Origin of the sequence: Amycolatopsis pithecellobii (assembly GCF_009707865.1) — a bacterium.
In the GTDB taxonomy this organism is placed as follows: Bacteria; Actinomycetota; Actinomycetes; order Mycobacteriales; family Pseudonocardiaceae; genus Amycolatopsis_E; species Amycolatopsis_E pithecellobii.
On sequence record NZ_WMBA01000076.1, the window covers coordinates 1 to 19,816 of the forward strand.

19 protein-coding genes and 1 tRNA gene are annotated in these 19,816 nt (G+C 67.4%); 3 read left to right on the top strand and 17 right to left on the bottom strand.

Annotated elements, in window-relative coordinates:
- Positions 1-45: 45 nt before the first annotated feature.
- Genes ispF through GKO32_RS32925 form a run of 3 tightly spaced genes read right to left on the bottom strand, consistent with a single transcriptional unit; the run spans position 46 to position 1,696 of the window.
- Positions 46-513 (bottom strand): 2-C-methyl-D-erythritol 2,4-cyclodiphosphate synthase, encoded by a 468-nt coding sequence (gene ispF, locus GKO32_RS32915; RefSeq protein WP_312868978.1) that lies wholly within the window; start codon positions 511-513, stop codon positions 46-48.
- On the bottom strand, positions 510-1,163 hold the full coding sequence (locus GKO32_RS32920; protein WP_154760820.1) for an IspD/TarI family cytidylyltransferase: 654 nt from the start codon (positions 1,161-1,163) through the stop codon (positions 510-512). Before GKO32_RS32920 ends, ispF begins: the two co-directional genes overlap by 4 nt.
- A 41-nt stretch (positions 1,164-1,204) precedes the next feature.
- Positions 1,205-1,696, bottom strand: coding sequence for a CarD family transcriptional regulator (locus GKO32_RS32925; protein WP_017985377.1), 492 nt, complete (start codon positions 1,694-1,696; stop codon positions 1,205-1,207).
- A 272-nt stretch (positions 1,697-1,968) separates the two neighbouring features.
- On the opposite strand from GKO32_RS32925, the gene GKO32_RS32930 reads away from it, so the two are divergent.
- Both GKO32_RS32930 and radA read left to right on the top strand, forming a co-directional pair.
- On the top strand, positions 1,969-2,562 hold the full coding sequence (locus tag GKO32_RS32930; protein ID WP_312868979.1) for a copper chaperone PCu(A)C domain-containing protein: 594 nt from the start codon (positions 1,969-1,971) through the stop codon (positions 2,560-2,562).
- A 33-nt stretch (positions 2,563-2,595) separates the two neighbouring features.
- Positions 2,596-3,954 (top strand): DNA repair protein RadA, encoded by a 1,359-nt coding sequence (gene radA, locus GKO32_RS32935; protein ID WP_312868980.1) that lies wholly within the window; start codon positions 2,596-2,598, stop codon positions 3,952-3,954.
- Here the strand turns inward: radA and GKO32_RS32940 are convergent.
- The 4 genes from GKO32_RS32940 to GKO32_RS32955 form a co-directional block, all read right to left on the bottom strand.
- Complete coding sequence (locus tag GKO32_RS32940; protein ID WP_166459801.1) at positions 3,951-4,538, bottom strand: Uma2 family endonuclease; 588 nt, start codon at positions 4,536-4,538, stop codon at positions 3,951-3,953. The genes radA and GKO32_RS32940 overlap by 4 nt on opposite strands.
- A 100-nt stretch (positions 4,539-4,638) precedes the next feature.
- A complete protein-coding gene (gene otsB / locus GKO32_RS32945) occupies positions 4,639-7,191 on the bottom strand; it encodes a trehalose-phosphatase (RefSeq protein WP_312868981.1) in 2,553 nt (850 codons plus the stop codon).
- 50 nt (positions 7,192-7,241) lie between these two features.
- Entirely contained in the window at positions 7,242-8,684 is a 1,443-nt protein-coding gene (locus tag GKO32_RS32950; RefSeq protein WP_312868983.1) for an alpha,alpha-trehalose-phosphate synthase (UDP-forming), read from the bottom strand.
- 92 nt (positions 8,685-8,776) lie between these two features.
- Complete coding sequence (locus GKO32_RS32955) at positions 8,777-10,291, bottom strand: threonine/serine exporter family protein (RefSeq protein WP_154760823.1); 1,515 nt, start codon at positions 10,289-10,291, stop codon at positions 8,777-8,779.
- A 166-nt stretch (positions 10,292-10,457) separates the two neighbouring features.
- Between GKO32_RS32955 and GKO32_RS32960 the strand changes: the two genes are divergently transcribed.
- Positions 10,458-10,530, top strand: a tRNA-Thr gene (locus tag GKO32_RS32960).
- A gap of 960 nt (positions 10,531-11,490) precedes the next feature.
- Here GKO32_RS32960 and GKO32_RS32965 read toward each other — a convergent pair.
- The 10 genes from GKO32_RS32965 to GKO32_RS33010 all read right to left on the bottom strand — a co-directional run bounded on the left by GKO32_RS32965 (position 11,491) and on the right by GKO32_RS33010 (position 19,748).
- Complete coding sequence (locus GKO32_RS32965) at positions 11,491-12,822, bottom strand: tyrosine-type recombinase/integrase (RefSeq protein ID WP_154760824.1); 1,332 nt, start codon at positions 12,820-12,822, stop codon at positions 11,491-11,493.
- Positions 12,823-12,835: 13 nt separating this feature from the next.
- A complete protein-coding gene (locus GKO32_RS32970; protein ID WP_154760825.1) occupies positions 12,836-13,135 on the bottom strand; it encodes an excisionase family DNA-binding protein in 300 nt (99 codons plus the stop codon).
- 208 nt (positions 13,136-13,343) lie between these two features.
- Positions 13,344-14,501, bottom strand: coding sequence for a DUF3631 domain-containing protein (locus GKO32_RS32975; RefSeq protein WP_154760826.1), 1,158 nt, complete (start codon positions 14,499-14,501; stop codon positions 13,344-13,346).
- Positions 14,501-14,959: a WhiB family transcriptional regulator gene (locus tag GKO32_RS40795; RefSeq protein WP_281354443.1), complete on the bottom strand. Its 459-nt coding sequence runs from the start codon at positions 14,957-14,959 to the stop codon at positions 14,501-14,503. The genes GKO32_RS32975 and GKO32_RS40795 overlap by 1 nt, the downstream gene beginning before the upstream one ends.
- Complete coding sequence (locus GKO32_RS32985) at positions 14,959-15,468, bottom strand: hypothetical protein (RefSeq protein WP_154760827.1); 510 nt, start codon at positions 15,466-15,468, stop codon at positions 14,959-14,961. The genes GKO32_RS40795 and GKO32_RS32985 overlap by 1 nt, the downstream gene beginning before the upstream one ends.
- 294 nt (positions 15,469-15,762) lie before the next feature.
- A complete protein-coding gene (locus tag GKO32_RS32990; RefSeq protein ID WP_154760828.1) occupies positions 15,763-17,988 on the bottom strand; it encodes an FtsK/SpoIIIE domain-containing protein in 2,226 nt (741 codons plus the stop codon).
- Positions 17,988-18,839, bottom strand: a complete 852-nt coding sequence (locus tag GKO32_RS32995; protein WP_154760829.1) for a hypothetical protein — start codon at positions 18,837-18,839, stop codon at positions 17,988-17,990. Before GKO32_RS32995 ends, GKO32_RS32990 begins: the two co-directional genes overlap by 1 nt.
- Entirely contained in the window at positions 18,836-19,150 is a 315-nt protein-coding gene (locus GKO32_RS33000) for a hypothetical protein (RefSeq protein WP_154760830.1), read from the bottom strand. Before GKO32_RS33000 ends, GKO32_RS32995 begins: the two co-directional genes overlap by 4 nt.
- Complete coding sequence (locus GKO32_RS33005; protein ID WP_154760831.1) at positions 19,150-19,575, bottom strand: SsgA family sporulation/cell division regulator; 426 nt, start codon at positions 19,573-19,575, stop codon at positions 19,150-19,152. The genes GKO32_RS33000 and GKO32_RS33005 overlap by 1 nt, the downstream gene beginning before the upstream one ends.
- The gene (locus GKO32_RS33010) at positions 19,575-19,748 is read right to left on the bottom strand and encodes a hypothetical protein (RefSeq protein WP_154760832.1); all 174 of its coding nucleotides are present in this window, start codon (positions 19,746-19,748) and stop codon (positions 19,575-19,577) included. Before GKO32_RS33010 ends, GKO32_RS33005 begins: the two co-directional genes overlap by 1 nt.
- Between the last annotated feature and the right edge of the window lie 68 nt (positions 19,749-19,816).

Sequence of the window (19,816 nt, forward strand, 5' to 3'; positions counted from 1 at the left end):
GGGCCGGCGGATGAGGTCGCGGGCGGATCTGTCGCGGGTTGTGACCTACTCGGCGGCGACGAGCAGTGCGGTGGCCACGGCCGCGATGCCCTCACCGCGGCCGGTGAGCCCGAGGCCGTCGGTGGTCGTGCCGCTGACGCTGACCGGGCCACCCGCCGCGTCACTCAGCACCCGCTGCGCCTCGTCACGCCGCTTCCCGATCCGCGGCGCGTTGCCGATGACCTGCACCGATGCGTTGCCGAGCCGCCAGCCCGCCGCCTCGACGCGCCGCCGCACCTCGGCGATGAACTCCGCCCCGTGGACGCCTTCCCAGCGCGGGTCGCTGGTGCCGAACACCGAGCCGAGGTCCCCCAGCCCGGCGGCCGACAGCATCGCGTCACACAACGCGTGGGTGGCGACGTCACCGTCGGAATGCCCGGCGCAGCCCGGGACGCCTTCCCACAGCAGCCCGGCGACCCAGCATGCACGCCCTTGCTCGACCGGATGGACGTCAACGCCCGTGCCGACCCTCACGCGTTCTCCTCTCGGCTTACCGGCTCGTTCAGCAGTGCTGTCGCGACGGCCAGGTCGAACGGCGTGCTGATCCGGATTCCGTTCTGGTGGCCGGCAATCAGGTGGACGGAATCGGGTGGCTGTGCGAGCGGGTCGATCCCGCGAATGCACATTGTGTGAAGGAATTCGGGCGTGCAGCCGAACGGGGCCTGAACGGTACGCAGCCGCGCGCGGTCTTCGGTGGCGATGATCACTTCATCGGAATTCACGATTTTCACGGTGTCGGTCACCGGCAGAACCGGGACGACGGCGGGCACTTCGGGCGCCACGGTTTCCGCGACGGCTCGAATGACCGGCGACGGAACGAATGGGCGTGCCGCGTCGCAAAGCAAGATCACCTCGAGGCCGGCAGGCAGGCTTTCGAAGGCAACCCGGATCGATTCAACGCGAGAGCCATCACATGGCAGTACCCGGCACCGATTTCCGGCACCGGGTACTGCCCGCACGATCGATTCGTAACTGTTGAGTTGTCGGGCCGGGGCAACGATCCGCACATGATCCACGCAGCCCGCACCGAGCACGCCGCGAACGGCGTGTCCAAGCACTGCCTCACCCGCAACAAGAACGTCGAGGCTATCGGTATCGGCGATGACAAGCGCAGCCGTATTCATGAGCCGCTTTTCACAGACCCTTTTGGTGCGCTTCGTGCCGGCTAGACCGTCGCGGTTTCCAGCACTTCGTCGAGGAGGGTTTCCGCCTTGCCCTCGTCAGTGCCCTCCGCCAGGGCCAGTTCGCTCACCAGAATCTGCCGCGCCTTGGCCAGCATCCGCTTTTCGCCAGCGGAAAGGCCACGGTCCTTCTCACGCCGCCAGAGGTCGCGCACCACTTCGGCCACCTTGTTCACATCGCCCGAGGCGAGTTTCTCCAGGTTGGCCTTGTACCGACGAGACCAGTTCGTGGGCTCTTCGGTGTGGGGAGCACGCAGCACGTCGAAAACGCGGTTCAGACCATCCTGGCCGACGACATCCCGCACGCCGACGATTTCGGCATTGTCTGCGGGAACGCGAACCGTCAGATCGCCCTGCGCGACCTTGAGGACGAGGTACTGCTTTTCCTCGCCCTTGATCACCCGGGTCTCGATCGCTTCGATGAGTGCGGCACCGTGGTGCGGGTAGACGACGGTCTCTCCGACCTTGAAAACCATGTGTCCTCTGCCCCTTTCGCTGGGTCCATGTTAGCACGCTGAGATGGGGACCAGCCAGCGGGCCGAGATCGTCCTTGCAGGTCAGGGGCCATGTGGCAGGTGTCAAGGGGTTGACAAATCCACTTTTGGCGTGCTCATGCAGGTGGTTCCCCCGTTGATCAGGAATCCACTGTGGACGGTTGACGGGGACCAGCGGCCACCAGGTGCGCTCCCGCGGATGGCGCCGGGCTAGTCTGCGCAGTGGTAACGGGCTCTAGGAGGGACTGAAGACCGTGAGGCTGCAGAAACGTCGTGTGCTCACTCCGGGCGTGCTGGGCCTCGGCGCCGCGCTGGCACTGGCCGGATGTGGCGCCGGGCAGATCACCCAGACCGACACCATGTTGCCCGCGGTCAACGGCGCACTCGCGACGGTCGGCAAGATCTCCGTGCGCAACGCCGGCATTGCCAACACCAACAGCTGCCAGCAGGCGTACCCGCCCGGCTCGAATGCCCCGCTTTCGGTCATCATCACCAACGATGGCAGCGCCGACGACGAGCTGGCTTCGGTCACCTCCCCCAACGCCGCCGGCGCGGCCATCAGTGGCCAGAAGACCCTCACCGCCAGGACCAGCCTCGTGGTCGGCCCCGCGAACAAGGCCGAGTCCGGCAGCGCCTCGGCCACCCCGAGTGGCGCGAAGGCCGAGATCGGCCACGCGAGCATCGAGCTGCAGGGCCTCAAGCAGGTCATCTGGCCTGGGCAGCTGACCTCGGTCACGTTCGTCTTCCGCGACGCCGGCCCGCTGACCGTGCAGGTCCCGGTCAACGCGCCCACCCAGAAACTGCCCGACTGCCAGACCTTGCCGCAACAGGCCGAAACGGGTCACTGAGATTGTCGGTGCCGCCCGCTAACGTCGGCGACCGTGGTCAAGAAGGGCAACAGCTACCGCTGTGCGGAATGCGGGCATGAAGCCGCGAAATGGGTCGGCCGCTGCCCTGAGTGCCAGGCCTGGGGCACGCTCGAGGAGCGCGGGGACGCCCGGCCCGCGATAGCCAGGGTCGCGGCGGGGGCGCCCAGCGCGCCGGCGCGGCCGATCGGTCAGGTCGACCTGGAATCGGCTCGTGCGCGGGCGACCGGGGTCCCGGAGCTGGACCGGGTGCTCGGCGGCGGGCTCGTGCCGGGCGCGGTGGTGTTGCTCGCCGGTGAGCCCGGCGTCGGCAAGTCGACGTTGCTACTGGAGGTCGCGTACCAGTGGGCGGCCGGGGCGGCGAAACCAGCGCTGTACGTGACGGGGGAGGAGTCCGCCGGTCAGGTCCGGCTGCGGGCCGAGCGCACGGGCAACCTGCACGAGCGCATGTTCCTGGCTGCCGAGAGCGACCTGTCGGCGATCCTCGGGCATGTCGACGCGGTCGAACCCGGGGTGCTGATCGTGGACTCCGTGCAGACGATGGCGTCTTCGCAGGCCGAGGGTGCGCCCGGCGGGGTCACGCAGGTGCGGGCGGTCACGGCGGGGCTGGTGGCGCTGGCGAAGGAGCGCGGCCTGCCGATCGTGCTGGTGGGGCATGTCACGAAGGACGGTTCGGTCGCCGGGCCGCGCGTGCTCGAGCACCTGGTTGATGTGGTGCTGCAGTTCGAGGGTGACCGGCATTCGACACTGCGGATGGTGCGCGGGATCAAGAACCGGTTCGGGCCCGCGGACGAGATCGGCTGTTTCGAACTGCGTGACGACGGGATCGTCGGCGTGCCGGACCCGTCCGGGCTGTTCATCAATCCCCGTGCCGACGCGGTGCCGGGCACCGCGATCACGGTGACGGTCGAGGGGAAGCGGCCGCTGTTGTGCGAGGTGCAGGCCCTGGTGTCGAAGTCGAGCCTGCCGCAGCCTCGCCGGGCGGTCAGCGGTTTGGACTCCGCCCGGGTCGGCATGGTGCTCGCGGTACTGGAGAAACGCGGCGGCGTGCGGTTCGGCGACCAGGACGTCTACGCGGCGACAGTCGGCGGGATGAAGGTGACCGAGCCGGCGGTGGATCTGGCCGTGGTGCTGGCGATCGCGTCCTCGGTACGGGAGGACGCGCTGTCCCCGCGGCTGGTGTCGCTCGGGGAGGTCGGGCTGGCCGGGGAGATCCGGCGGGTGACCGGCGTCGGCCGGCGGCTGGCGGAGGCCGCGCGGCTGGGTTTCACGCACGCGATCGTCCCGCCGGACCCAGGGAAGCTGCCGGACGGCATCCGCGTGCTGGAGGTGGGCAGCGTCGCGGACGCGGTGAACGCGGCGTTCCGGGCTTAGCCGAGTTCGGAGGTGTCGATCTTGACGGGAACCGGGCCGGGCGCGGTGACGGTCTCGCCCGCCTCGGCCTGCACCTTTAGCACGTACTCGACGCCTTCCAGCCGGTAGCCGCGGAACTTCACCGGCTCGCCGAGCGGGGTTTCCACGAGCCACAAGAAGGGCACGCCCGCCTGCGCATACGCGCCGATCTTCGTCTCGCGCTCGGCTCGCCTGTTGCCCGGCGACCACACCTCGACGGCCAGGAGCAGGTTATCGGCCTCGAAAGTTGCGCGACGTACGCCCACGTTGACCACGACGAGATCGGGAATGAGCGCGATGCGCAGGGGCGTGCTGATCCGCACCCCGACGCCGGGCAGACCACGAAGGTCACTTCGCCCCGCTGCCCTGAGCGCCGCCCGCAGCAAGCCGGTCAGCTCGGCCGTGACATCTTGATGGAAGCCCGTCGGAGGCGGTGACATCGCGAAGTACCCCAGGATCAGCTCGAGGCGCGAGCCGTCGGCAGGCGCGTCGGCGGCCAGCCAGTCGTCGACTGTGACCGGGCCGAGCAGGGTCCTGCGCTCCTCGTGCGCGAGCTGTGCCGTCATTCCGCGCATCCTTCCGGTCGTGAGCCGTGGTTGAAGTTTACCGGGATACACAACCACAAGGCCGAAAACGCCTGGTCACGCGGACGCGGCAGACCGCGACCTACTGTGCCGCCAGCAGCTTCGCGCAGCGGATGAGGCCGATGTGCGAATACGCCTGGGGGTGGTTGCCCAGTGAGCGTTCCGCGATCGGGTCGTACTGCTCGGACAGCAAGCCCGTCGGGCCGGCCGCGTCGACCATCTGCTCGAACAGTTCCTCGGCCTCGGTGCGCCGCCCCGTCAGCAGGTACGCCTCGATCAGCCACGCCGCACACAGGTGGAACCCGCCCTCGCCGCCGGGCAGACCGTCGTCGCGGTGGTAGCGGTACACGGTCGACCCGCTGCGCAGCTCGGCCTCGATCGCCGTCACCGTCGACTGGAACCGCTCGTCGGACGGGTCCAGCAGCCCCGACAGGCCCACGAACAGCGAAGCAGCGTCGAGGTCGGTTCCGTCGTAGGCGGTGGTGAACGCCTGCACCTGCTCGTTCCAGCCGTTGTCCAGTACGTCGTTCGCGATCGTCGCGCGCAGCTCGTGCCAGTCCAGTGGGACTTCCCGCTCGTAGATCTCACCGAGTGAGATCGCGCGGTCGATCGTCACCCAGCACATGACCCGCGAGTACACCCGGTGCCGCGGCACGTGCCGCTCCTCCCAGATGCCGTGGTCGGCCTCGGACCAGCGCCGCGTGACCGCTTCCGCCATCGCGCGCACCATCTGCCAGTCCTGGTCACGCAGCTCGCCACGCGCTTCGGCGAGCGAGCACACCAGCTCCACGACCGGCCCGAACACGTCGAGCTGCACCTGGTGGTTCGCCAGGTTGCCGACGCGCACCGGACGCGAACCGGCGTACCCGGGCAGGGTGTCGATCACGGCTTCCGCGCCCAGCGTCGTGCCGGCGAGCGTGTACAGCGGGTGCAGCCGCTCCGGGCCGGCAAGTGTCGTCAGCACGCCGTGCAGCCACGTCAGATACCCGTCGGCCTCCGTCAGCGAGCCGAGGCCGACGAGCTCCCTCACGGTCATCGCCGCGTCGCGGATCCAGCAGTACCGGTAGTCCCAGTTCCGCACACCGCCGATCTCCTCGGGGAGCGACGAGGTCGCCGCCGCGAGGACGCCGCCGGTGTCACTGTTGCACAGCCCGCGCAGGGTCAGGGCCGAGCGCGCGACCAGTTCCGGCTCGACGTTCGGCAGTTTCAGCGCCGACGCCCACTCGCTCCAGTACGTGCCGGCTTTCGCTCGACGGTCCACTTCGGACAGCTCCATCGGGCCGAGATCCGTTGTGCCGCAACGGAGTTCGAGCACGACCGGCTGTTCCAGGGTCGGGGTCACGACCGCGGTCGCGGTGTCGTGCAGCCCGTCGTTGCTGATCTCCCATGCCACCCCGGGTGAGCGCAGCACGATCGGCTCGGACGTGCCGATCACCCGGAGACCATCCGCGTCCGGCTGGAGGCGCACCGGTACCGCGGCGAACTCCGGTCGTGGCGCGAAAACCACCGACGCCGCCGTGGATCCCGAGATCACCCGCACCAGATCCGTGCGGTGCGACGGGGTTGCCGGCTCGAGATAGTCGGTGACCAGCAACCGGGACCAGCGGGTTTCCACGGTCATCGTGCCCGGCAGGTAACGCTGGCCCAGCGGCAGACTTCCGTTGCGCTGCGCCGAATCGCCGCGTGCGGGCTTGATCGAGAAGTGGCCGGCACCCGTACCGCCGAGCAGATCCGCGAACACCGCGGGCGCATCGGGCCCCGGGTGGCACAGCCAGGTCAGCCTGGCATCCGGCGTGACCAGTGCGACCGAGCGTTCGTTGGCCAGCATGGAAAGCCGCTCGATCGGCGGCGCCTGCTCACCGTATAGCCAGTTCCGGCGCTCCTCGAGGATGAACGCGAGCACCATCGCGACTTCCTCGGTACCGCGAACCCGGTGCGTGGCAAGGGTTTCGCCGTCGCCGACCTTGACCCCGAGGTCCGGGCCCGCCAGCCGCGCGAAGGCCTTCTCGTCGGTCACGTCGTCACCGAGGAACACCGCCGCGGTGGCGCCGACCTGATGGCGCAACGTGTCCAGGGCGCGGCCCTTGTCCGTCTGGACGACGGCGAGTTCGACGACTTCCTTGCCGTCCGTGGTCGTCACACCGTCCCAAGTGCACGGTCCACTGTGGACAGCTTCGAGAACCCGCTGTGCGGCATCACGCTCGGCCCGGCGTACATGCACGGCGATGCTCGCAGGCTTGACCTCCAGCTGCACCCCCGGCACCTGGTCGACCAGTCGCTCCAGCTCACGCTCGAGCGTGCGGTGCAGCTCGCGGGCCGCACCGTCCAGCGCGTGCACGAACCCGATGTCGAACTCCGAACCGTGGCTGCCGACCAGATGCACCTCGGACGGCAGCCGCGACAGGATCGCCAGATCACGCAGGGCACGCCCGGAGATCACCGCGGTGGTCGTCTCGTGTAGCCCGGCCAGCGAGCGCAGCGCGCCCACGGACTCGGGCAGCGGTCGCGCCTCGTCCGGGTTGGTCACGATCGGAGCCAAGGTCCCGTCGTAATCGCACGCGACCAGAAGTCGCGGCGTGCGGGCGATCTGCACGATCGCACGGCGCAGCTCGGCGGGCAGGGACTCGGCGGTCACCACTCCTCCTTAAGGAGCTCAGAACTCTAGTTGTCGACAAGTCGGCTGATTCAGGAAGCCGACTCGGATCCAAGTGCTTCCAGGAACGATCGTGCCCACCGGTCTACGTCATGGGTGAGGACCTGACGCCGTAATGCTCGCATCCGGCGCCTGCCCTCGGCAGGGTCGAGGGTAATGGCCGCCTCCAGGGCGTTTTTCACCCCGTCCAGATCGTGCGGATTGACCAGAAAAGCGCTGGTCAGCTCCGATGCGGCGCCCGCGAACTCGGACAGCACGAGCGCTCCACCCAGGTCATGACGGCACGCGACGTACTCCTTGCACACGAGATTCATCCCATCGCGCAACGGCGTCACCACCATCACGTCGGCGGCCGAGTAGAACGCGGCCAGCTCGGTCCGGCTCACCGACTGGTGCAGGTAATGCACCACCGGGTGGCCGACCCGGGAGAACTCGCCGTTGATGCGTCCGACCATCTGTTCAATATCGCTGCGCATCCGCTGGTAGTGCTCAACTCGTTCCCTGCTGGGGGTGGCAAGCTGCACGAACGTCACGTCTTCCGGCTTCACCCTGCCCTCGTGCAGCAGCTCGTGCAGTGCCTGCAGGCGCAGGTCGATGCCCTTCGTGTAGTCGAGCCGGTCCACGCCCAGCAGCACGGTTCTGGGGTTGCCGAGATCCTTGCGGATTTCGGTGGCGCGCTCGCTGACCTGTCTCGAGCGGGCGAGATTGTCGAGCCCGGCGGCGTCGATGGAGATGGGGAACGCGCCCACCCGCACGGTCCGGTTGCCCACCTGCATCATGCCGGGCCGGGACCGGACGCCGACGGCGCCGCGGCTGGGTTCGAGGCCGACGAGGGTGCGGGCCAGCCACAGGAAGTTCTGCGCGCCGCCGGGCCGGTGGAAGCCGACCAGGTCGGCGCCGATCAGTCCACGCACGATCTCCGCCCGCCACGGCAGCTGCATGAACAGCTCGACGGGTGGGAACGGGATGTGCAGGAAGAAGCCGATGCGCAGGTCCGGCCGCAGCTCGCGGAGCATGCTGGGGACCAGCTGCAGCTGGTAGTCCTGGACCCACACGGTCGCGCCGCCTGCCGCGATGTCCGCGCTGGCCTCGGCGAACCGGCGGTTGACGCGGACGTAGGACTCCCACCAGCTGCGGTCGAACACGGGGCGCTCGACAACATCGTGGTAGAGCGGCCAGAGCGTCGCGTTGGAGAAGCCTTCGTAGTAGTCGCGCACGTCGTCCGCGGTGAGCGTGACGGGATAGAGCACCATGCCCTCGTCACTGAACGGATCGACCTCGACCCCGGGCACGCCGGGCCAGCCGACCCACGCCCCCTTGCGGGAACGCAGGAACGGCTCCAGTGCGCTCACCAGACCGCCGGGGCTGGCCGTCCAGCGCTGGGTGCCGTCGGTGCCCCGGTCGAGGTCGACGGGCAGCCTGTTGGCGACGACGACGAAATCCGCCGACCCGGTCTTCGTCTCTGCTTCATCCACGCTTGCTGCTCCCTCGCTGTCACGGGCGCGGCGTCACGAAAGACTATCTCGTGGCCACCGGACAAGATCGACCGCGAGGTGGCTGAAATGTCCTACTCCAGCCTGCTGTCCGACGGGCGGAGCGGCCCGGCCATCCGTGGCCCGGCAAGCCTGCGTTCGAGCCTGCCGAGCCCGGTGCGCACCGGCTGCGCCAGGTATTCGCCGAGAACCACACCCGCGGCCAGCGCCAATCCGATGGCGACCGCCTTCATCAGGGTAGAGACGTTGCCGCTGCTCTGCGTGGCAAGCTCATACAGCCCACGGTAAGTCGACAACCCCGGGAGCAGCGGTGTGATGCCTGATACGGCGACCACCAGCGGGGTCACCTTGAGCCGGCGGGACAGCACGCCGCCGCAGAACCCGACGATGACCGCCGCGATCGCGGAGGACGTGATGGGATCGAAGGCGGCCAGTACAAGGCCGCCGTAGACGCCGGCGCCGATCGCGCCTGCCGCTGAGGCGGTCAGCAGTGCCCGCAGGGTCGAGTAACTGCCGAGCGCGAAGCACGCGGCCGTGCCCGCGCCGGCGACGACGACCACGGGCAGTCCGAGCGCGGTCTGTGCCGGCAGCTCGGGCTCGACCTGCATGAAACCCAGCCATTTGCTGATGTTCAGCGCGAGTGCGACACCGGTGATCAGCCCGGCACTCATCAGCCCGGTCTCCATGGTGCGCCCGGCGGCGGTGACGTTGTAGCCGGTGATGGCGTCTTGGACGGCAGAGACCGTGGACAGCCCGGACAGCAGCACGGTGATCGCCGCCGCGGCGACGAGTGTCGAGAACTTTGTCGGCACGATGCCGGTCTCGACCGTCAACGTGGCGAGCCCCGTGGCGACGAGCCCCCCGACGACCTGCTGGAAGAAGAACGGCAGGGCGTACTTGTTGAGCTGGCGGCCGAGCCGGTCGACGAGTGCGGAGATGACGAGCGCGCCGAAGGCGATTTCGGCGCTGCCGCCGATCAGCAGCGTGACGAAGAATGCCATGCCACCCCAGGCCAGCGTGGCGACCCAGCGCGGGTATGGGTGCGGTGCGTTGGTGATGCGTTGCAGCGCCGCGTATGCCTCTTCCGCGCTGACCTTGCCGCGGGTGATCTCGCGGACGAGGAGTTCGGTGGCGGACAGGCGGGTGTAGTCGAGGCTGCGGGAACGCACCACGCGCAGCGCGCTCACCGGGGCCATGGCGGTGCCGCGATGGCAGGTGACGGTGATGGACGTGAAGATGACGTCGACCTCGCAGTGGGGCAGGCCCAGCGCCGACGTCAGCGCGAGGATCGTCGCGGTGACATCGGATGCGCCGGCGCCGCTTGCCATCTGGACTTCGCCGATGCGCAGGACGAGGTCCAGGACGAAGTTGACCGTGGTGTCGTCAGGCAGCGGCGGCCCGTACTCGGCTTCGGGCGGTGCCGGCTGCTCACCGGTAGGTGCTTCCAAGATGTGCCACGCGCGCCGCCGTGGCTCGGTCGCGCGCTTGCGCCGGTTTTCTCTTGCGACGTTCGGATCCTGGGGCGCTTCCAGGATGTGCCAGCCGCGCCGCCGGGTCACCGGGCCCCGGGCGCGCTGGTTGCTTTTCATAAGGCGCCACCTCCTCCATTGCTTTCCCGGGGAGCATCGGCGCCGCCCCGGCTTCTGTTGCAAGGAAGAAACCGTGGCGTGCGCCACTTTGCCGATCATCCACGAATCGACGGTCCTCGCTAGTCGGCGAGGAAGCGGCCCGAAGTATGATGGCCGCGCTTGACATGCCGACTTAGCTCAGCTGGTAGAGCAGCTGTCTTGTAAACAGCAGGTCAGGGGTTCGAGTCCCCTAGTCGGCTCCGCTCTGACCAGGGAGTTGCCCGCAGTCAGTCCCTTGCCGGTCGTCGCCAGTCTCAGTTTCCGTCTCAGTTGAGGCGGTCAGGCAAGTAGTGGGGCAGCCGTTCCCCGGCCATCAGCCACCCCACCCGGGTGTCCCGACGACCGAGTTTCCTGCAGTGCGGCGGCGTCGGGTTTGGTGGCTGGCAACTTCGAAGCGGGCAGTTGCGACGGTACCGGTCACAGAGCCGCCACGGGGCCGGGCGACACAGGCTCGACCCCAGGCATGCGGGGCGAGCCTGGTGATCATGAGAGTGGAGGCGAACAGCGTCTCCGAATGCGGCGGTTCCGTCACTGCCTACTTTCTTGCCGTCCCAAGTCGGATACCTGACAGGGCGCTCCGGAACATGTCGCCACAATTCCGGGTATTGCGCTATTCTGGTAAGCGAACCCCCGAGAAGCGATTCCCCCAGGAGTAGTGCGCACCCTCTGACGGGTGCCCCATGTCCAAGGAGTGGAGAATTTCCGCAGGTCAGAGCTTTAATGGGGTTTGAACCAGCAACAAGTATAAGAAACATAGATAGAAAGGGTTGGCGTTAATTAAATGGGAAATCTGATGATAGATTCATCATGGTGGGATCGTCGTCGTAGGCTTAAGCTAAGTCAATCTCAAATCGGCGCGCTACTTAGAACAAGCGGCGGAACAGTCTGCCGCGCAGAGGCTGGAGAAGATACCGGGATTAATGACGCGTATGAACCGTTGCTCGAAAAGTTGGAGATGTTGTACGACGATATAAGTACGTACCCGCATATCGCAGCACTTTTCCTTGCCCGAGTCATGCAGAGACCAGGCGAGCGCGCAGCATAACCGCAGGTAGCGGTGGATGAGCTCGATGTAGCTCGGGCAATCGTGCTGTTCGTGATCGGGTCGAGGTTGCCAATGCCGTCCCATGTTTCAGGCCGGGAACGCCCGACCGTGACGACTACGCTTCCGAAGCGGCATCACCCTCGTCCGAGCCCCGCCAGAGCAGCCCTCCGAGCTGGGTGGCGATGTTCTGCCGAAGCTCGTCGGGTACATGCTGGTACCGCTGAGCCATGTCGATCTTCGACCAGCCCATGACGTCCATCACCGCGCGTTGAGCGACGCCGAGCACGAGCAGGAACGTCGCGGCCGTGTGTCGGGCGTCGTGCAGTCGAGCCTCCCGGACGCCGGCAGCCTTGAGGACGTCCTTCCACTCCCCGTAGTCCGCCCGCGGGTCAATCGGCTTACCGGTCAGCTGGGCGAACATCCACCCGTCGTCCTGCCAGACGTCGGCCGCTCGTAACCGCTCGGCGTCTTGGGCCTCATGGTGTTCGAGTAGCGCGAGCACGAGCGGTGGAGGCACGCTCAGCACGCGCCGACCTGCACGCGACTTCGGCTCGACCACTACCAGGCCGCCGCTGTGCCGCTTCGGGCAGTCGGCTCCCCGCATACGGCCGCACCGGTGCTCGGTATCGCAGCCGTGCTGCCACGTCTGGCGCTGCAAAGCTCGTCGAACCGTGAGCATCCCGGTGACTTGCTTAGCGGGGCAATCCTCAGGACGCTGCTTGCCACACGGCTGGTCAACGGTGCAACCGTGGTGCCATTGGATCTTGAGATCCGACCACTTGAGCCCGATCGCCTCGCCCTGGCGCAGCCCGAGCGCGAGTGCGATGGCCCACCGCACTCCGTTCCGCCGACTGTGCGCGACCGCGAGGATCGCTCGCGCGTCGTCCACGGTCAGCGGCTCGATCTCGGTTTCCTCGATCTTTGGTGCACGCACGGCCCGGATCGGATTCCGCGTGATCCTGTTGCGCCGCTCAGCCTCGTTCAGCGAGGCACGTAGCGCGATGTGCACCTGTTGCAGGGTGGCCGATTTCGCGCCTTCCTTCCGTAGGCGAGCGTAGAACCGCTCGATGTGTTCGGGTTCGAGCCGTGACAGCTTGTGGGCGCCGATTCCCGGGACGACGTACTTGTCCACGGCCGTCCAGTAGTAGTTGCGCGTCTTGTAGCGGACGTTTGGCACGGCAATCGTTTCGTACCAATGCATTACCCACTTTTCGACTGTCCACTCTTGCCCGGTCTTGCGAACCTTGCCCGAGTCACGTTCACGTTCGAGCTTCCGAACCTTTTTGATGACTTCGGCTTCGGTCTTTGCCTGCACGTGACGGCGGTCAGGCCTCCCGTTGTCTTTGACACCGACCGTGACGCGCCCGTGCCAGTAGCCGTCATTGCCGCGGTAGATGCTGCTCGCGCCGTTCGGTGCGCGAGTTCCTTCGGTGCGCTTGCGAGGCAAGGGGTTTCCTTTCTCAGGCGGCGGTTACGGTGGGGCCGTTGACGAGTCGGGCCGCGTAGCCACGGATCGCGGAGATGGGAACGCGGCGGAGTCGTCCAATGCGGACGGACTCGATCTGGCCGGTGCGAAGCAGCTTGAACATCAGCGTTCGGCCGATACCGAGCTGTTCCGCGGCTTCTTCGGCCGTGAGCATCACGCGCTCGGGCAGAGGCCGGACGTTCGGCGTTACCGGCTCGGACTCACGTTCGGCGATGGTTCGGGCGAGCTTCGCCAGGGTGGTGGCGAGTTCGGTGATTTCGTCGGCGGTAGCCATTTGCTGGTCTCCAAGGAGTCCTGTGGATGGGCGGCGACGGTATGCGGCATGGCTCCTCCTGTGGCGCGCGGGTTGGTCGCGTAACTGGCGTAACCGGCGTAACTGGCCTGGTCAGCGGGTTACGGGTCGTTCGGTGGTTACGGCTGCATGCGTAACCGGGTTCGGTGCTGTAACCGTCTGATCTGCGTGGTTACGCGGGTTACGGCAGTTACGGGGCAGGGCTGGTGTCGGCGGGCAGGTAGCGTTTCCAGGCGTCGGCGAGGCCGTGTTCGCCGGTGGCGAGGTAGCCGCGGGTGGGCTTGCCGTCGGCCTTGTAGACGGTGGGTTCGACGCCGTACCTGCCGAGTTCCTTCGCGAGCCGTCGCGCGTCGAGTGGCTTTCCGTAAAGGTCATTCCAGGGCGCTTCTTCCATGCCACGCAACGCTTCGAGGATGGCGCTGGTCGGCAGTCGGGTGGCGCCGCGGTGGGTGTAGAGGTCGCGTAGGTCGGCAAGCAGCCGGATGCCGAGACTCCCCCTGTGCGGGTCGTTGCTGGCGACGAAGTGCGCGCACGCTGCGCGGGCGGTGTCCGGCCAGTGCCCGCCGGCCGCGTCGGCGAGGGCGATAAGCGGTTCCCAGATTTCGGCTGAGCGGTCGGTGACACCCTCTGGCATGTGCGGTTCGGCCTCGTCAAGGCCGTCAGCCACGGTTTCGACCCACGCGGACAGCTTGTCCCGCAACGGCTCTGCTTCGGCCTCGATCCGGCGGGTCTTGAACGGCTCGACACGCTCGTCGGGAGCACGGCGTCGCATGTGGACGGTGATCGCGCGAGTTGTGATGGTGTCGGGCATGTGTGCGGCGATTCCCGCGAGCGCAACGGGTGCGTAGACGTGGAAGCGTTGCACCTTCATGGCTTTGGCGTCCCCGACACAGCGGGCGATGGTGGCCGAACGCTTGTAGCCAGCGTTGAGCATGGCGCGCAGATCTTCGTAGTTGCCGCCGTTCTTGGGGTTGAAGATCGCGTCCACCTCGTCGAAGAGGATGGTGATCGGTGCGGCGTTGACCATCCGGAACAACGCCGCGGTCGAGGCGGAGATCGTCATCTCCGGGGCGTGTACGAGGTACTGGGCGACTTCCAGCACGCGGGTCTTGCCGGAGCCTGGTTCCGCCGAGGAGAGGATTAGGCGCGGGGTGACGTAGAAGTGCTCGGCTGCGTGGGTGTGGGCGTACCACAGCGTCAGCGTCGGGACACAGTGCTGGTCAGGAAAGGCGTTGAAGCGGGACACGAATGCTCCGATCTCGTCGAGGACAGCGGCACCGTCGAGGGCGGCGGGCCCTGGTGCGCGTGCGGCGGGCACCACCCGCAGCGGGCGGGCCGGATGGGTCATCAGGCGACCTCCTCACGCCGCAGCCGGGCACGGGCCCGGACGACCGTGCGCGGCGTGACCGCGAGCGCGCATGCGATCTCCCGCGCGGATTTGCCCGCGCGAGTCAGGCGCCCGATCTCGGCGTCCTGGCGGCGCGGACCGGTCTTGGCCTTGTGGCGTCGACGTTCTTGCGGTGTCAGACCTCCCCAGATGCCGTGTCGCTCGTCGTGGGCAATGGCGTATGCCAGGCAGTTCGGGCGGACCGGGCAGCGGAGGCAGACGCGTTTCGCGGCGGCTACGTCGAGCGTGATGCCGGGGCCCTGTTCGGGGTAGAAGCTGTCCGGATCGGTGCCGACGCACGCGGCGTCGTCGTGCCAGGCAAGGTCAGCTTCGGTCAGCCCGAAGTCGCCCCACGACGGGGTCATGGTGCGGCCGTGCGCGAATACGGACGCCGCAGTCACGGTGTGGCGGCGAACCATCAGGCAGGCACCTCCCGCGCCGGCCGGGGCTGCGGGTGGAGCGCGCTCTGGTAGCGACTCCACAGCTCAGCAGCGGCCGCCATGCCGTCGTCGGCCAATTCCCGCAGCACCGCCGGATCGGTGGTGTCGAGTGATTGCTCGATGCGGCGGGCGTGCGCGAACAGGGCGCGGCGCCACGCGGCCTCCAGCACCACCGCTTTGAGGTGATTGGTTAAGGCTGGAGGTGGCGCGTCGCGGTAGGCGTCGATGATCCACCCCGACAACCACTCCCGCCGTGCCTGGCCTGCCGCGCGCCCGGTGGCGACGGCGTGGGCGTAAACCGCGACCGGCGCGGGATCGGTCCCGGCGGCAACTAGTTCGATCACCAGTTGCAGCACCGGTGCGGCGGCCGCGCTGGCCAGGTCGTCGGCGCGCATCCCGGCCAACACGCGGCGAGCGGCCGTAGCTGGGAGCTGGAGGAGACAACCGAGAAAGGCACGTTCGGGATCGGTCAGATCATTGGTGGGCATGGGGGTCCTTTCCGCGGTTCGTGGCGCGGTGGCGGGCTGCGGAGTGTTCGTGCGTTGCATCGTTCGATCACTCTCCGTACCTGAATTTGAGCGTGGACGGCCCTGGTGACGACCGCGTTGAGGTGTCGCCGGACCGGGTTTGTGGGGCTGCGACAGAGTTTTCGCAGGTGGACCCTAGGAGCTAGAGTCCTGATCAGACGGGCTGTGAGCCGCTAGCGCGGACGCTAGATCTAGCGTCACCGGACGCTAGCGAGGCCATTGTTATTGGCCTCCCCCGTGATTACACTCCGTTGATCAATCTCGGTTCACAAAGCGGGCGGCATTCAAGATGTCGCTGCGTTCGACGCCGCGGCGGTTGGCGGTCTTGCCCTCGTCGGTGCGGCCGTAGACCTGAATCGTCGCGATGCCCCAGGGCTTGATCGCGGACGCGAGCTGGTTGGCCTTCGCGCGGCCGTCCAGCTCGGCCCATGAGCCGTAGACATCCGGCCGAAGTGCGGCGAGTCTGTCCACAATGGTCTCGGACCAGATTTTCGGCTCATCTGCACGGATCACGGCAGCGACATCGGCGACAATCGAGTACGCCGGTCGTGCGGCACTGTCCGCAATGGACTCTCCGGCCGCGTGCCCAGTAATCGTGTCGTGGCCCTCGCGCAGGACGTGGGCGCGCTCGACGATCTTCTCGGCCGCGGGACCGTCGATGTAGTACGAGCGCACGATTTGCGGATCGTCGGTTGCGCCCACGAGGTAGCCAATGCCTTTGTCCTTCGCGCCGAACGTGGTGGCCCGGATGCCGTTCTTGTACGAACTGGTACCGAGCACCATGTCGTTTTCGACCTGGCCCATCACGCGCAGACAGAACCGAAGGCCAGCGTTCGCGGACACTCCGGGCGGTAGGGACTGGGCGTCCGGCCGCTGGGTGGCAAGTATGAGGATGATTCCCATGGCCGGGCCGCGCTTGATGATACCTTCGGCGAGCTTCTTGGCCTCGTCCTTGTAGTCCTCGTGCGAGAACAGTTCTTGGCATTCGTCGATGGCCGCGAAGATCGGATGCAGCCCGAGTTTGCGGTTGCGCGAGAGCTGCGGTGTGACCTTGTTTTCTGGGCACAGCGCCCGGTTTTCCTTGGCAATGCGGGTAATCGTCTTCGAGCGGCGCTCCAGTTCCTTGTACAGCCGCCGAAGGCTGTTCATAGCGCCTTCGAGTGTCTCGTCGTCCGCGCCGGAACCGTACTCGTGCGCGACCTTCTCGAACATCCCAAGATCACCGGTGCCCTTGAGCTCCCACAACACCAGCTCGACCCACGGATCCAGCGCTGCGGCGAGCACGAGCACACGCAGGGAGAAGGTCTTGCCCATACGCGGCATCGCGCCGATGACCATGTTCGCGAACATCAGGTCGACCCCGACCGGACGTCCGCGCTGGTCGGTGCCGAACGGTACGGCCGTGAAAAGGTCGGCCTCCCCTCGCTTGGCCAAGGGCCACGGAGCGGGCTTGGCCTTGGACATGTCCTGGTCGGCCACCCACAACACGAGACGGCCGGCGTGCTCATCGGAGACCGGCTCCGGCCAGACGCAACCCAGCGGGCGGCGTAGGCCGGACGCGAGCTTGTCGCGACGCTCCATCACGTCGGTGACAGTGACCCCGTGCGGTAGGTCCACCTCTGCCCGCCACCCGGGCCCATCTCGGGTGATCGGCGCCGGGAAGGTGATGCCGGGTCCCTTCGCGACGGCCTGGTTGATACCCGAGATCCCGAGTGCGGCGAGGGCACGCACCACCACCTCACTGGTCAGCTTCGGCGCCTTCGACGTGACCACGGCCCGGCCCAGCAGCGGCTTGTCCGCGGGCGTGCCGATCTTGCCAAGCGCGCCAACGCCGAGCGCGGCGAGCAGCCATGCCAACGCCTCGCTGTAGGAAGCGAGCAGGTACACCCCGGCCGCTGCCACGAGCAAGGTCAGAAAGGCGAGTAGCCCGCGCTTGCGGATGCGTTCCGAACGGACCTCGGCGAGCTTCAAGTACTTGTCGTACTCGGTCGCCGACACGGCCGCGACGCGCAACGGTTTGCCTTCGGCGTCGTAGATCCATCGGTGGGTGGCTACGACTACGCGCCACAGCCCGCGCGGGGAGCGCACGAGCAGGATTCCGGCGTACGTCGGACTCCTCAGGGCGTGGTACGCCGTGGTGTGCCCGGCATAGAGCGCGACCCACTTGACGCGGTCGGCCAGCTCCTGCCCGGAGCGCGCCCACTCCGGGAGCAGCGGTCGAATCTTCGCCTCCCGGGTGGTCTCCCACCATGAAGGCTTGCGCGGTGCCGGCGGGTCCACGGAGACCGGGCGCCGCAACTGATCGGCGTACTCGCCGCGACGCTCCTGTGCCGGGATCTCGTCCGGTTTGGACGCGCTGTCGGGGCGCGGCGTGAACGGCAGGACCCGCCCGTTCACGTTATCGGTGTTGGTGCCGTTCACCGGCTCGTTTTCCGGGGTGTTCATGGATTCCTCAAGGTTCGGGTCATCGTCTCGGGACATCAGGCGGCGGCCTCCTCACGCCGCTCCGCAGCGGCCTTGACGGTCAGCAACCCCTCCGTGGTCGTCTCGGAGCGCAAGTCGTCGGCGACGTTCTTGCTGGTCCCCCGCGAGATGTCCGGGCAGACGGAGCGCACCCACGCCGGGGTGATCTCGATTCCCGGCGTCCACGCGGCGCGTGCCTCGGCGAGGTAGTCACCGCGCAACTTCCGGGCGGCCTTCGGCTTGCGCGGGCTCCTTCGCGCCGGTCGCGCGGGTTGTGCGATGTCGCCATGAACGGTGTCGGGCGCTGGTTGCTGAACGGGCTCTGCGTGGCCGCTGAACGCGTGATCCGCGGCGCGAGTAACGGCCTCGGTAAGCCGGTCGCGTAGCACGGGGGCCGTTTCGGCGGCGAGGAACACCAACACCGGCGGCACAGAGTGCAGGACCACCCCCGCCACGTCGAAGTGCATCCACGAGCGCCATGTGTTCATGGCATACGTAGCCAGAAACGCGAACCACTTCGTCCGGTGTGCCCACACTCCTATGTGGACTTGATAGCGGGCGGTGATCTGTTCCGCTCGCAGTACGGCCACGAGCACGAGCGACACCATCGGGTCCAGCAACCAGGCGGCCAACCAGGGCAGCGACCACGCGACAGCTCCGGCAGCCGCGAAGGTCTGGACGTTGACCATCGTGAAGGCCATCCCCAGGAAGATTCCCAACCAAACCAGGGTGTCCACGAAGGTACGGACCTTTTCTGCTCGCAGCGCGACTACGTCCGGGTGGTTCGACAGAGTCCGCACACGCGCGGCTTGCTCGGCGTCCCTTCGGAGATCGTCGGCGGTCGACGAGTTGAAATTTGGCTGCTTCATCGATGCCCCCTCGACGTCGTGACGATCTCGGTCACCGCGAGCAGCCGCGCCACGGCCGCGCCGGCGAACAAGGCCGGGACGGTGAGCACGATCGCGAGCGCGGTTGTGTTGTGCCAGAAGCGAATGACCAGCCATTGCACGCCGACGATCAACGCGGCGGTGAGTAGGGTGCGGACAGCGTTTCCCGTCATGCGGGTGACCTCGCGAACCCCGTTGCGGGCCCTGAGTGCCGACTTTCGGCCCGAACGCCACGTCGCGAACAGTCCGACCCCAGCAAGCCCGGCCAGTAAGTACAGAACGGTGTGGGACATCAGGCCGCGTCACCACCCAACAGCTCGAATTCGTGGTTCCAGTCGATCCGCGTTGACTCGGTACCGGACGGCACCAGCGCTTCGGTCTTCGCCAGGGCGGATTCCAGGTCTGGGCGGTGGAAGGCGAACATCGCCACGCCAGTCGGTGACGAGACGGTCAGCCAGATGCGCCACGGCAGATCCGAGTCCGGGGCAATGAACACATCTCCGTCACCGGAGTCCTCCCGCAACCCGGCTGCAAGCAGCTCGCGGGCGATTGCCCAGCGCACCCATTCGTCAACACCAACCGCGAAATCCAGCACGACCGCGTACGGATCGTCCGTGCTGTAGCGGAATTTCACCTTGATCGGGCGCAGCTCGATCACCTCGCCGGCGGTGTCCTCCAGTTCAGCCCACATGGGCAGGTTCAAGCTCTGCGGCGGCATCAGTGCCTACCTGCCTGAATCGCCAGCGCCATCGCGCGACTTCCCATGCGCTGCTCGGCGTCCTCGCGGATGAGATCCACCCAAGCCCCGAGCGCGTCGCGGGCGGCACGCACCGCCTCGGCAGCGCGTTCGCGCGCTTCGACCACGTGGGCGCGGTCGTCGTTGCCTACCATGGGAGTCCTCTCCGAACGGTTTGTTGGCTGCTTGGGGAGTCCCGGTGCGGCGGCGTTCTTGGCGGGAT